This is a genomic window from Aliiroseovarius sp. YM-037 (assembly GCF_048060095.1).
Lineage (GTDB): Bacteria > Pseudomonadota > Alphaproteobacteria > Rhodobacterales > Rhodobacteraceae > JBLUOA01.
Genome location: NZ_JBLUOA010000003.1, coordinates 199992 through 212507, shown reverse-complemented (window position 1 = coordinate 212507; position 12516 = coordinate 199992). Strand labels below are relative to the sequence as shown.

Below are 12516 nucleotides of genomic sequence, written 5' to 3'. Positions count from 1 at the left end.
CTTATTCAGCCGGCGCTGCGACGGCGGCGTCGGCTTTCGCCTCGCCCCGCACGACAGTCATCCAGAGGTTGTAGCACATGATCAATGCACCGGTGAGGAACAGAACCCCGCCCAAACCGCGCACGACATACATCGGGAACTTCGCATCAACCGTGTCCGCGAACGAGTTCACGAGGAAGCCGTTTGCATCCACTTCACGCCACATCAGGCCCTCCATGATGCCGGTGACCCACATCGACGCCGCGTAAAGCACGATGCCGATGGTGGCGAGCCAGAAGTGCCAGTTGACCAGTTTCAGCGAATACAGCCCGGTCTTGTTCCACAAACGTGGGAACAGGAAGTAAAGCGCGCCGAAAGTAATCATACCGTTCCAGCCAAGCGCGCCGGAATGCACGTGCCCAATCGTCCAGTCGGTGTAGTGCGACAGGGAGTTCACGGCCCGGATCGACATCATCGGCCCTTCGAAGGTCGACATGCCGTAGAAGCCGATGCTGACCACCATCATCCTTATGATCGGATCGGTGCGCAGCTTGTCCCAAGCGCCCGAAAGCGTCATCAGGCCGTTGATCATGCCGCCCCAGCTTGGCATCCACAAGATCACCGAGAACACCATGCCAAGAGTCGAGGCCCAGTCAGGCAGCGCCGTGTAATGCAGATGGTGCGGACCCGCCCAGATATAAAGGAAGATCAGCGCCCAGAAATGGATGATCGACAGTTTGTAGCTGTAGACCGGGCGTTCCGCCTGCTTTGGCACGAAGTAGTACATCATGCCAAGGAAGCCCGCCGTCAGGAAGAACCCAACCGCGTTATGGCCATACCACCACTGCGTCATCGCATCTTGAACACCGGCGAAGACCTGAACCGACTTCGACCCGAAGATCGACACCGGGATCGAAAGGTTGTTCACAACATGCAGCATCGCGACCGTCACGATGAAGGACAGGTAGAACCAGTTCGCGACGTAGATGTGCTTTTCTTTCCGCTTGATGATCGTGCCCATGAAGACCGCCAGATAAGCGACCCAGACGATGGTCAGCCACAGGTCAACGTGCCACTCAGGCTCCGCGTATTCCTTGGACTGGGTGGAACCAAAAAGATAACCGGTCGCCGCCAGAACGATAAATAGCTGATAGCCCCAGAACACAAACCAGGCGAGGTTGCCGCCCCAAAGCCGCGCGGCCGAGGTGCGTTGAACAACGTAGAAGGACGTGCAGATCAGCGCGTTACCGCCAAACGCAAAAATCACCGCAGAGGTGTGCAGTGGTCTAAGCCGTCCGAAATTTGCAAAACCCTGTAGGGATTCGAAATTCAGCGCCGGAAAGGCAAGTTGGAACGCGATGAACGTCCCGACAAGGAAACCGACAACGCCCCAAAACGCCGTGGCGATTGCACCGGCGCGGATAACATCATCCATGTAAGCCGCGCTGGCAGACACCTTCACAGGTTCATCAGTATTGCGCAGCGTCCACAGGAACATGCCACCCGCGACCAACATCACGATCAGTGCATGGACCTGATAGCCAAGATCACGTGCATAGTTGGCCGCAATCGCAGCACATAGCGCGATCAGACCAAGCACAATCAGCTTGATATAATTCATCATTAACGCGTCCCTTCGTCTTTTCCGCCACGACCCAGATCGGCGTGCGGAATTGTCCTGTCTGCGTGTCGTATGGAAGACATCGCCACTCGCCGCCTTGATCCATGTCAAAATGCAGGTCGTGTTTGTCTTTTGATCGACATCAAAGCAACCCAGAATTGTGTCCAATATCCTGCAAGCCTAATGAACAAAGAGTGTAGGACAATGGCGTATAAATCCCTGCTTACCATCACGACCGACAAGGACACCTGCGGCACGGCTTTGACCCGCGCGATTGACCTTGCGCGGGCGGGTGATTCTCATCTCGATGTGCAGTGCCTCGGCATTGATCGCACGCAGATGGGCTACTACTACGGCGGCGCGAATGTGCTGATCCAGCAAGACGCGCTTGAGACAGCGCAGAAAGCGGCGGAAGAGCTTGAAGCAGAGGTTCGCGCGCAGCTAAAGGCCGAGGATATAAGCTGGGCCTGCGAAACCGTCGTAACCCAAATGGTCGGCGTGACGCGGGTCGTGACCCATCGCGCCCGGTTCAGTGATCTGGTCGTGCTGCCAAAGCCTTACGGCGAAGGATGCGGGCAGGAACACGAGGTCATCATGGAAGCCGCGATGTTCGAAGGTAATGCGCCTGTCCTTGTAATTCCGCCGAACAACACCGCCCCCATCGCGCCACGCCGCGTCACCATCGCATGGAACGAAAGCGCCGAATCGCTTGCCGCCGTTCGCGCCGCCCTGCCGATGCTTCAAGGCGCCGATTTTGTGAATATCGCAGTGATTGATCCGCCAACCCACGGCCCGGACCGGTCCGACCCCGGTGGTGCGCTGTCGCAGATGCTCGCGCGGCAAGGGGTGACGGCCGAGATCTCCGTCCTTGCCAAGACGATGCCACGGGTCGCGGATGTGTTGACCCGGCACGTGCGTGATCTTGACGCGGAGTTGCTGGTGATGGGCGCCTATGGCCACTCCCGATTCCGCGAGGCGATTCTTGGTGGTGCAACCCGCGACATGCTTGAAATGGCCGAAGTGCCGGTCTTGATGGCGCACTAAGTCGGCAAGGCCCGGCCCCACCTTGGGGCTGGGTCGCGTCAACTCAGAATCGCGCCATCCGTGTCATCGCCGGTTTCGTCCATCAACCGGTCGAAATCGGGGACCGTGATCTGCCGCATCCCATCCAGAACGATCACCCCGTCCTTTTTTAGCGCGGACATCTGACGGCTGACCGTTTCCAGCGTCAGGCCAAGGTAGTCGGCCATCGCCTCCCGCGTCAGGGGCAGCACGAAATGCACCTGACGCAGCCCTGAAAGGTCGGATTGCATCGTATTGCGCCGGGCGATGATCGCCAGAAGACTCGCGATCTTTTCGCGGGCGGTCTTGCGGCCCAACAGCAGCATCCATTCCCGCGCGGCATCGAGTTCATCGAGTGTCATCTCCAGCAAACGCTGGCTGATATGCGGGGTGGAGCGGATCAATTCTTCAAACGGTGCCTTGCGGAAGCAGCACATCACCAGATCTGTCGTCGCGGTCACGTCAAACGCCGCGATCCCACGCCCGGGCCGCCCGACAAAATCAGACGGCAACAGCAGCCCAACCATCTGGGTGCGCCCATCCTCCATCGTTTGCGACAGCGACGCGATTCCGCTGACCACGGACGCGACGAAATCCATCTGATCGCCCGCCCAAACAACGGTCTGACCCGCCTCAAAACTGCGATAGTATTTGATCCGCTCAAGCTCTGCCAATTCATCTGCGTTACACCGCGCGCAGACGGCACGGTGCCGGATCGGGCAATCATCGCACCCGCGAGAGGCTAGTTTGAAGTCTAGTACGGTCATGGTGTCCTGTGCGCGCGTGTCTGTATCTAAAGGTTCGGATACATTCCCCAGTAACGTATGTGAACCACCCCCCAATCGCAACGTGTGTGCCGACGGCGTTTTGCCGCGTGTGGGATTTTCGGATGGATTACTGGCTGACGGCGGTGGTTTCCACAGCACGCAAATCGAACGCCGCGGCCATCAGGGCGCGGGTGTATTCTGTCTGCGGCGCATCGAACACCTGCTCTGTCGGGCCGGTTTCGACCACGTCGCCCTCCTTCATCACCACAACCTTGTGACTGAGGGCGCGGACGACCTTCAGGTCGTGGCTGATGAAAAGGTAGGCCAGCCCGTATTTCTTCTGCAAATCGCGTAGTAGCTTCACAATCTGGACCTGCACAGTCATGTCCAGCGCCGATGTCGGTTCATCCAGCACCAGCAGTTTCGGTCGCAGGATCATCGCCCGCGCAATGGCGATTCGCTGGCGCTGCCCGCCGGAGAATTCGTGCGGATAGCGGTCCATCGCGTCGGGATCGAGGCCGACCTCAACCATGATGTCAGCCACCAGATCGCGCAGGTTCTGCCCCGGTTTCATGCCATGCACGCCCAGCCCTTCGGCAATGATCTGCATCGCCGACATCCGCGGAGAGAGGGAGCCGTAGGGGTCTTGAAACACGATCTGCATGTCGCGCCGCAACCCACGAAGATCGCGCCCGCCGACGCCTTGAATGTTCCGCCCAAAGAACACCACCGGCCCCTCGGACCGGATCAACCGCATGATGGCGAGCGCGAGCGTGGTTTTGCCCGACCCGCTTTCGCCCACAATGCCAAGCGTTTCACCCTGCCGCACAGACACGCTCGCCGCGTTCACCGCCTTGATATGCCCGACCGTCCGGCGCAACAGGCCACGTTGAACCGGGAACCAGATGCGCAGGTCTTCGGTGCGCACGACTTCCTCGGCGCCGTCCGGCACGGGATCGGGTGTTCCGGTCTGCTCTGCTCCCAGCAGTTTTTGTGTGTAAGGGTGACGCGGATTGCTGAATATCTCTTCCGTTGGCCCTTCTTCGACGATCTCGCCCTTCTGCATGACATAGACACGATCCGCGATCTTGCGCACGACGCCAAGGTCGTGAGTGATGAACAGAAGGCTCATCCTTTCTTCGCGCTTGAGTTCGGCCAGCAGTTCAAGAATCTGCGCCTGAATTGTCACGTCGAGCGCTGTCGTTGGTTCATCCGCAATCAAAAGCTCCGGGCCGTTCGCCAGCGCCATCGCGATCATCACCCGCTGCCGCTGCCCACCGGACAGTTGGTGCGGATATGAGGAAAGGCGGCTTTCCGCATCCCGAATGCCGACGCGATCAAGCAGTTGAATAATACGCTCGCGCGCCTCGCGTCCACTTAGCCCCTGATGCAGCAGCAGGCTTTCGGCCAACTGCTTTTCGATGGTGTGAAGCGGGTTAAGGCTCGTCATCGGCTCCTGAAAGATAAAGCTGATATCGTTGCCCCGCACGCGGCGAAGCTCTGCCTCATCCGCGTCGATCATCTGTGCGCCGCTATAGGTGACGGAGCCCGAAACCTCAGCGCTTTCCGGCAGCAAGCCCACGGTCGATAGTGCTGACACCGATTTGCCCGACCCGCTTTCGCCGACGATGGCAACGGTTTCGCCTTCGCCGACGGTAAAGGACACATGCTTGACCGCTTCGATCAATTGCCCGTCCTGCCGAAAACTGACCGTCAGGTCTTTGACATCCAGAACTTGCGTCATTGAAAGGTCTTTCTGGGGTCAAAGGCGTCGCGCACGCCTTCAAAGATGAAGACCAGCAGCGACAGCATGATGGCGTAGACGAAGAACGCGGTGAACCCCAGCCACGGCGCCTGAAGGTTCTGCTTGGCCTGCAGCGTGAGTTCCCCGAGTGAGGGAGAAGATGACGGCAACCCGAAGCCGAGGAAGTCCAGCGTTGCCAGCGTGCCGATGGTGCCCGTGATGATGAACGGCAGGAACGTCAGCGTCGCGACCATCGCGTTTGGCAGCATGTGGCGGAACATGATCGTCCAGTTCGACACGCCCAGCGCGCGCGCGGCACGGACATATTCAAAGTTCCGCGCCCGCAGGAATTCGGCGCGGACAACCCCGACCAAAGCGGGCCAGCCGAACAGGATCGTTATCCCGACAAGTATCCAGAACCCTCGCCCAAGAATGGCGAACAGAATGATGATGACATAGATCGACGGCATCGCGCCCCATATCTCCAAGAACCTCTGAAAAATCAGATCGAGCCAGCCGCCGAAAAATCCCTGCAATGCCCCTGCAATCACGCCGATCACCGATGCAACCGACGTCACAATAATCGTATAGACGATCGACAGGCGGAACCCATAGATCACCCGCGCCAAGACGTCGCGTTTGGTGTCGTCAGTGCCGAGCAGGTTGTTGCCATCCGGCGCAGACGGGGCAGCGCCGGGAATATCGACCACGGTGCGATAGGAATAGGGGATCAGCGGCCAGACGAGCCAGCCTTTATCGATCTGCTCACCCGCGACCACGCCGTCCTCTGCGTCGGTCAGCAGCCCTTCGGGATCGTCCCAGCATTCCTCAAGCCCGCCGGTCACGATCAGGCACTGCACGTCCTCATAAGCGTAGGCCGCCTCAATCGGCAGATCACCACCGAACGCCGTTTCGGGGTAGAAATTGAAGACCGGCATATAAAGCTCGCCCTGATATTTGACGAGGATAGGTTTGTCGTTCGCAATGAACTCCGCAAAAAGCGACAGGCCGAACAGCACCGAAAAGATTATCAGCGACCAGAAAGCCCGGCTGTTTCGGCGGAAATTGCGCAAGCGGCGACGGTTGAGGGGGGAGAGCGCCATCAGACTTTCCTCGCCTCAAAATCAATCCGGGGATCGATAAAGACATACATCAAGTCCGACAGGATATTGACCAGCAGCCCCAGCAGCCCGAACGCATAAAGCGTTCCGAACATAACGGGATAGTCGCGTTCGACCGCCGCCTCAAACCCAAGTCGCCCCAGTCCGTCGAGCGAGAACAGCGTTTCGATAATCAGCGATCCACCAAAGAAAACTCCGACGAATAGCGACGGGAACCCCGCGATAACGATCAGCATCGCGTTGCGGAACACATGGCCATAAAGCACGCGATTTTCCTTGAGGCCCTTGGCCTTCGCCGTCACCACATACTGTTTCTTGATTTCGTCGAGGAAGGAGTTCTTGGTCAGCAGCGTCAGCGTCGCAAACGATGAAATCGTCCCCGCCAGAACCGGCAGCGTGATGTGCCAGAGATAGTCGAGTACCTTGCCGATCATGCTGAGATCGGCCCAGTTGTCCGAGGTAAGGCCGCGCAGCGGAAAGACCTTCCAGTATGACCCGCCAGCGAACAGCACCAGCAACAGGATCGCGAACAAGAAGCCGGGGATCGCGTAGGCGACGATGATGGCACCCGAGGTCCACGTATCGAACTTCGATCCATCGCGCACCGCCTTGCGGATACCCAGCGGGATCGACACGAGGTAGGCGATCAAGGTGGACCACAGCCCCAGCGTGATCGACACCGGCATTTTTTCGATCACGAGGTCAATGACCCCGACGGATCGGAAATAGCTTTCGCCAAAATCGAACCGCATGTAGTTCCACATCATGTTCAGGAACCGTTCCAGCGGTGGCTTGTCAAAGCCGAATTCCCTTTCCAATTGTTCGATGAATTCGGGCGGCAGACCGCGGGCGCCGATATAGGCTTCTTCGCCAATCGCCTCGCTGCCATCACCACCGCTGGCGAAACCTCCGAAGGCGTCGCCCTGCCCTTCAAGCTGGGCGAGCACCTGTTCGATCGGGCCGCCGGGGACGAACTGGATCAGGACGAAGTTGATGACCATGATCCCAAGCAGCGTCGGGATAATCAGCAACAATCGCCGGAGGATATAGGCGCCCATCTTGCCTGCTTTCTTCTTGTTATTGGAACGCGCCAGCGGCGCGCAGAGCAGCGCCCTTTTCTTCGTTATACCACCAGAAGTCCAGCACCCCGAGGTCGTATGCCGGAAGCTCCTCCGGGTGTTCATACATATCGTAGTAAGACACCCAATAGCTGTCGTTATACCAGGTCGGAATCATGAACCGTTCATACCTCAGCGCGCGATCAAGCGCGGTCAGGGCGACGTCCTGATCTTCAAGGGTTTTGGATTCCAGCGACTTGGTGATGATCGCATCGATCATCGGGCTGGCAATGCCTGCCGGATTAAACAAACTGAACTCAGCCTCACCGGACCCGAACCGCTGGCGCAGGCCGGTGCCTGCTCCAAGGAAGGAGTCATAGCTGCCGACGATTAGATCATAGTCGCGATCCCGCCGACGCAAGGTGAATTGCGACGCATCAACCTTGTCTGCAATCGCATCAATTCCAAGCGCTTGCAGGTTCTGCACATAGGCATCGACAAACGCGCTCATCGTGTCGGAGCCGTTGGATGGCAGAAGGAACTCCGCCTTCATCTGCTGCCCGTCCGCATTGCGGAGTTTACCGCTTGAATCAATGGTCCAGCCCGCCTCTTGCAGAAGAGCGAGCGCCCGGCGCTGGTTGCGGCGGTCAGCCGGCAGTCGCGCGTTTGAGGTGTGAACGCCCACCGCAGGCTCGGTCAGCATATCTGGCGGAACAAGGTCGCCGAGGCTTTCGAGCAATTCAAGCTCCGCCCCTTCCGGCACGCCCATCGCCTGCAAATGCGTATCTTGAACGAAGGACTCCCGGTGTTTGAACAGCCCGTATTGCAAGGTCTCATTCGTCCACTCGAAATTATAAGCCAGCGTCAGCGCCTGCCGAACAAGCGAATCCTGAAACTGCGGTCGGGCAAGATTAAAGACGATGCCCTGTGGCGTCGGCGGATTGCCATTCGGCAACTCTTCCCGAATGACGAAACCGCTGCTGATCGCGGGGAAGTCATAGCCCGACGCCCATTTCTTCGATGAATTTTCGACCCGGAACGTATAAATCCCGGCCTTGAAGGCCTCAAACGCGGCGGCATCATCAGCGAAATATTCGACCTTGATGGTATCAAAGTTGTGTCGTCCGATATTGATCGGCAAGTCGCGACCCCAGTGATCCGGGTTTCGGCGGTAGACAATCCGTCGGCTGACCTCAAAATTATCAAGCATGTAGGGACCGGAACCGGGGCTTGTGATCAGCCGCGATTCATCCATCCGCGCTCCGGTTTCCTCATACCATTTCTTGGAAAACACTGGCGTCGCGCCGACTTGGTCAATCAGGCTGCGGCGGGAATCTAGGTCCGTCGCGAAGGTGAATTTGACGGTGTGATCATCCAGCGCCTCGGCGGACAGAACGCGTTTTGACACGGCCTGCGCGTAGGACGGAAGGCCCTGTTCTAAAAACAGGTTGTGGCTGAAGACCACGTCATGCGCTGTCAAAGGAGTGCCGTCGGAAAACTGCGCCTCAGGCCGCATATGAAAGATCACCCATTCCTTCGATGCAGGATATTCAAGGCTTTCGGCCAGCAGCCCGTAATATTCCGCATACTGATCCTGCGCACCGGATGTATCGAGCAGGCTTTCATACATGATGCTGGAATACCGGCCCGCGCGGCCCTTGCGCGAATAGGGGTTCAGAGAGTCAAACGTCCCCGACGCCCAGAGAGAGATTTCACCGCCCTTCGGCGCCTCGGGGTTCACATAGCTGAAATGCGGAAAATCCTCGGGATAGCTCAACTCTCCGAAGAAGTTATAGCCATGCGCACGGGTCATATCCTCATCTGCGCGGGCCGCAAATCCCCAACTCAGAACCGTTGCGATGACCAGCATCAGCCCCAACAGGGACCAGCCGGTTCGATCTGCTTTTTGCACGGCTTGGGTTGTGGTGCGACTGTTCATGCGAAACCTCCGTGGTGTGTTCAAACAACCTAGTTGTTCGCCAGCCTAGATTGGAGTGGTCAACAATCAAGTTGATATTCCGTGATCTGGTGGTGATTTCGCCCAAATTTCCCTTATTGGCATGAAAAAAGGCCGCTCCCACGCGGGGAACGGCCTTTTATTCCGTGTCAGATCGGTCAGTTCAATGTTTGCAGGTAGGCAATCAGATCCGCCCGGTCGTCGACTTTCTTGAGGCCGGCAAAGCTCATCGCGGTGCCCGGCGCAAAACCTTTTGGGTTTTCGAGGAAGTCGCTCAGCGCCTCGGGCGTCCAGTCGCCTTCCATGCCGTCCAGAACGCCGGAATAGCCGAACCCATCAACCGAAGCGATATCGCGGCCGACGACTGCGGCCAGATGCGGACCGGTCTTGTTTTCACCCGCAGCGACCGAATGACATGCGACGCATTTGCGGAACACGCCTTCGCCGTCTGCTGGGTCAGCCTCGGCCAGAACGGTTGCAAAATCGGGGCCTTCTTCAACCTCGCCCGCGTCGCCGGATTCGGCAACTTCGATGGGATAGGCTTCGCTATGCTCTTCGCCATGCCCGCCACCGCCGACATGATACAGCGACTCCGCCGCCCAGCCGCCAAGCAGGAAAATGAGGAAGGCGCCGCAGAAGCCGCCGATGATCTTCGTAACTGTCATTGTGTCGAACATGTCGCGTTCCATGTTGTTCGAATTTCTGGGGTATCTATCCGCTTCCCCTGTCATGGTGCAAGGTGTAGTTACCGCGACCAATTGCCTTTTGTGCAAAAAAACCGGGGGGAAACGGAACATGACAGGCAAAATCGCCTTTCAGGGAGAGCTGGGCGCATACTCTCATCAAGCGTGCAGAATGGCCCGCCCGAATCTTGAGGCGCTGCCCTGCCGCACGTTTGAAGACACGATCGAAGCCGTGCGTAAGGGCGATGCCGAACTTGCCATGCTGCCGGTCGAAAACTCGACCTATGGGCGTGTGGCGGACATTCACCACCTTTTGCCGAATTCCGGCCTGCATATCGTCGACGAAGCGTTCGTTCGGGTTCACATCAACCTGTTGGCGGTTCCCGGCACGCGCCTGTCTGATGTCAAAACCGCCGTCAGCCATCCGGTCTTGCTGGGCCAATGCCGCGACTTTCTGGCCGAAAACAGCATCCATCGCGTGACCGGGGCCGATACCGCAGGTTCCGCCAAGATGGTGGCGGAGGATGGCGATGCCTCGCAAGCCGCGCTGGCGTCGGAACTTGCGGGGGAAATCTACGGGTTGGATGTGCTTGCCCGCAATGTCGAAGATCAGGGCAACAACACCACCCGGTTCCTTGTGATGTCGCGCGAGGCTGACCTGAAACGCCGGGGCGATGCCGGGATGATGACCAGCTTCGTCTTCCGTGTTCGCAACATTCCAGCCGCGCTATACAAGGCGATGGGCGGTTTTGCGACGAACGGCGTCAACATGACCAAGCTGGAAAGCTACATGGTCGACGGTATCTTCTCTGCCACGCAGTTCTACGCCGATATCGAAGGCCACCCGGACGACAAGAATGTCCAACTCGCGCTGGAAGAGCTCGAATACTTCACGTCGCAGATTTCGCTGCTTGGCGTTTACCCGGCGGATACAAAGCGGCGCTAGGTCGCGCTGCTTTCGATCTGATCGGACAGCTTCGCGACGCGGTTCTTGAACTTCTGATTTAGCTTGGTCTTGGTCAATTTCAGCGACTGGATCGTCAACCGCCCCCCGATTGAGGTCGGGCGCATATCGACCGACATGCTTAACCGGGTGCGCTGACGTGACAGGGCCACAAGCTCAATCAATCCAAGTGCCGTAATCCCCGGCGCATAGCTTTCAAACATCAAGACGTTGGGCGGGTCATAGCGCACCAGTTCCGCCGAAATCTGACGCGGTTTCTTGCGATAGGTAAAGTTGATCGTCCAACCCATTTCAGCGTCCGGATGGGTCAGGGTTTCCATTCGGTCGACCGCAACACCCCGGCGCAGCGCGGCCCGTTCGAACACACGGAAATCAGACACGGCACGAAACACGTGATCGATAGGTGCCGCAATATCTTCCCGTGTCGAAAATTTCATATGCCCGCCCGTTTTCGCGCCATTGTTGTGGCGTTAATCCAACCGATCCGCAAGCCAGTTCGACAGCAGGAAATGGGCGATGGACCCTTTGCGGGCGGGCAGCAACGTGGGGTGCTGTCCGGAAATCGCCTGCATCATATCCTCGCGGGACAGCCACAGCGCATCCTCGATCTCTGCCGGATCGATCGTGATGTCACGGCTTTCGGCAACACCGTGGCAGCCGATCATCAACGATGCCGGAAACGGCCACGGCTGGCTGGCAAGATAGCTGACCGCACCGACCCTGACGCCGGTTTCCTCAAACACCTCACGCCTCACAGCCGCTTCTATCGGCTCTCCAGGTTCGACAAATCCAGCAAGCAGTGAATACATCCCCTCGGGCCATCCGGGGCTGCGCCCGATCAGAACGTCATTGCCGTTAAGGATCAGCATGATGACAACCGGATCGGTCCTCGGGAAATGCATCGCACCGCAGTCCGGGCATTGTCGCTGCCAGCCCGCCATGACGATTTCGCTCTTCTGCCCACACGCCGCACAAAACCCGTGCGTTTGATGCCAGCCGAGCACGGCCTTCGCCGTCGCCGCGACTTCCGCATCCCGCGGGGTCAGCCGTGCCATCACTGCCCTGAGTTCACTGAACCGCTCGTCCGGCACGAGTCCTGCATGGTGCTGTTCGCTCGGGTCGAGAAATTGGCCAAGCGCCTCTGGGTCAACATCCTCCGGCGCCCACGCCGAGATATCGAGCGCAAAGATCGCGCCCTCATCGTCCATCCCTAGAAAGATCGGTGCCTCGGTCGCATAGCCCAGAACATCGTGCCCGCCGGATAGAAACGCCAGACGATTCCGATCCTCGCCACCAATCAACGGCTTTCCGCGCCACAGCGGCAAAAACCGCGTGGCCGTCGCCCCCAACATGGCGTCAATCTCATCCGAATCGCCCCGCAACTCTGCCGCGCGATTGATGCCAGCGCCGCCAAATGTCACCTGCTCAGCTATTTTCATTTTACCTGCCCCATCATTGCGTATCTCTCGCACGCACACGACTTTCCTGCAATTCTGAAAGGGATGGCGCGGCCGCATACAATCTTGGCGAGAATAATATCTCGTTCACTCTCTCAAACGG

The 12516-nt window shown here is 58.4% G+C and carries 11 protein-coding genes; 2 read left to right on the top strand and 9 right to left on the bottom strand.

Features of this window, described 5'->3' with window-relative positions; translation table 11 throughout:
• Position 1: 1 nt before the first annotated feature.
• Entirely contained in the window at positions 2 to 1603 is a 1602-nt protein-coding gene (ccoN, locus tag ACEWPJ_RS14270) for a cytochrome-c oxidase, cbb3-type subunit I (RefSeq protein ID WP_416513780.1), read from the bottom strand.
• Between the two features lie 201 nt (positions 1604 to 1804).
• Between ccoN and ACEWPJ_RS14265 the strand changes: the two genes are divergently transcribed.
• Positions 1805 to 2644, top strand: coding sequence for a universal stress protein (locus tag ACEWPJ_RS14265; RefSeq protein WP_416513779.1), 840 nt, complete (start codon positions 1805 to 1807; stop codon positions 2642 to 2644).
• Between the two features lie 38 nt (positions 2645 to 2682).
• On the opposite strand, the gene fnrL is transcribed toward ACEWPJ_RS14265, so the two are convergent.
• From fnrL to ACEWPJ_RS14235, 6 genes are all read right to left on the bottom strand, one after another.
• Positions 2683 to 3429, bottom strand: coding sequence for a transcriptional regulator FnrL (gene fnrL, locus ACEWPJ_RS14260; RefSeq protein WP_416513778.1), 747 nt, complete (start codon positions 3427 to 3429; stop codon positions 2683 to 2685).
• A 127-nt stretch (positions 3430 to 3556) separates the two neighbouring features.
• Entirely contained in the window at positions 3557 to 5173 is a 1617-nt protein-coding gene (locus ACEWPJ_RS14255) for an ABC transporter ATP-binding protein (protein WP_416513777.1), read from the bottom strand.
• Positions 5170 to 6276 (bottom strand): ABC transporter permease, encoded by a 1107-nt coding sequence (locus ACEWPJ_RS14250; RefSeq protein WP_416513776.1) that lies wholly within the window; start codon positions 6274 to 6276, stop codon positions 5170 to 5172. Before ACEWPJ_RS14250 ends, ACEWPJ_RS14255 begins: the two co-directional genes overlap by 4 nt.
• Entirely contained in the window at positions 6276 to 7352 is a 1077-nt protein-coding gene (locus tag ACEWPJ_RS14245; protein WP_416513775.1) for a microcin C ABC transporter permease YejB, read from the bottom strand. The genes ACEWPJ_RS14250 and ACEWPJ_RS14245 overlap by 1 nt, the downstream gene beginning before the upstream one ends.
• Positions 7353 to 7371: 19 nt before the next feature.
• On the bottom strand, positions 7372 to 9291 hold the full coding sequence (locus tag ACEWPJ_RS14240; RefSeq protein ID WP_416513774.1) for an extracellular solute-binding protein: 1920 nt from the start codon (positions 9289 to 9291) through the stop codon (positions 7372 to 7374).
• Between the two features lie 176 nt (positions 9292 to 9467).
• Positions 9468 to 9974, bottom strand: coding sequence for a c-type cytochrome (locus ACEWPJ_RS14235; RefSeq protein WP_416513773.1), 507 nt, complete (start codon positions 9972 to 9974; stop codon positions 9468 to 9470).
• A 130-nt stretch (positions 9975 to 10104) separates the two neighbouring features.
• On the opposite strand from ACEWPJ_RS14235, the gene ACEWPJ_RS14230 reads away from it, so the two are divergent.
• On the top strand, positions 10105 to 10938 hold the full coding sequence (locus ACEWPJ_RS14230; protein WP_416513772.1) for a prephenate dehydratase: 834 nt from the start codon (positions 10105 to 10107) through the stop codon (positions 10936 to 10938).
• On the opposite strand, the gene ACEWPJ_RS14225 is transcribed toward ACEWPJ_RS14230, so the two are convergent.
• Both ACEWPJ_RS14225 and nudC read right to left on the bottom strand, forming a co-directional pair.
• Positions 10935 to 11393, bottom strand: coding sequence for an SRPBCC family protein (locus ACEWPJ_RS14225; RefSeq protein WP_416513771.1), 459 nt, complete (start codon positions 11391 to 11393; stop codon positions 10935 to 10937). The genes ACEWPJ_RS14230 and ACEWPJ_RS14225 overlap by 4 nt on opposite strands.
• A 33-nt stretch (positions 11394 to 11426) precedes the next feature.
• Positions 11427 to 12395, bottom strand: a complete 969-nt coding sequence (nudC, locus tag ACEWPJ_RS14220; protein WP_416513770.1) for an NAD(+) diphosphatase — start codon at positions 12393 to 12395, stop codon at positions 11427 to 11429.
• Positions 12396 to 12516 lie beyond the last annotated feature (121 nt).

What these genes read in the sequence shown, in the direction of transcription:
- ccoN (WP_416513780.1), bottom strand. Translation starts at nt 1,603, where the DNA reads ATGATGAATTATATCAAGCTGATTGTGCTTGGTCTGATCGCGCTATGT.
- ACEWPJ_RS14265 (WP_416513779.1), top strand. Translation starts at nt 1,805, where the DNA reads ATGGCGTATAAATCCCTGCTTACCATCACGACCGACAAGGACACCTGC.
- fnrL (WP_416513778.1), bottom strand. Translation starts at nt 3,429, where the DNA reads ATGACCGTACTAGACTTCAAACTAGCCTCTCGCGGGTGCGATGATTGC.
- ACEWPJ_RS14255 (WP_416513777.1), bottom strand. Translation starts at nt 5,173, where the DNA reads ATGACGCAAGTTCTGGATGTCAAAGACCTGACGGTCAGTTTTCGGCAG.
- ACEWPJ_RS14250 (WP_416513776.1), bottom strand. Translation starts at nt 6,276, where the DNA reads ATGGCGCTCTCCCCCCTCAACCGTCGCCGCTTGCGCAATTTCCGCCGA.
- ACEWPJ_RS14245 (WP_416513775.1), bottom strand. Translation starts at nt 7,352, where the DNA reads ATGGGCGCCTATATCCTCCGGCGATTGTTGCTGATTATCCCGACGCTG.
- ACEWPJ_RS14240 (WP_416513774.1), bottom strand. Translation starts at nt 9,291, where the DNA reads ATGAACAGTCGCACCACAACCCAAGCCGTGCAAAAAGCAGATCGAACC.
- ACEWPJ_RS14235 (WP_416513773.1), bottom strand. Translation starts at nt 9,974, where the DNA reads ATGACAGTTACGAAGATCATCGGCGGCTTCTGCGGCGCCTTCCTCATT.
- ACEWPJ_RS14230 (WP_416513772.1), top strand. Translation starts at nt 10,105, where the DNA reads ATGACAGGCAAAATCGCCTTTCAGGGAGAGCTGGGCGCATACTCTCAT.
- ACEWPJ_RS14225 (WP_416513771.1), bottom strand. Translation starts at nt 11,393, where the DNA reads ATGAAATTTTCGACACGGGAAGATATTGCGGCACCTATCGATCACGTG.
- nudC (WP_416513770.1), bottom strand. Translation starts at nt 12,395, where the DNA reads ATGAAAATAGCTGAGCAGGTGACATTTGGCGGCGCTGGCATCAATCGC.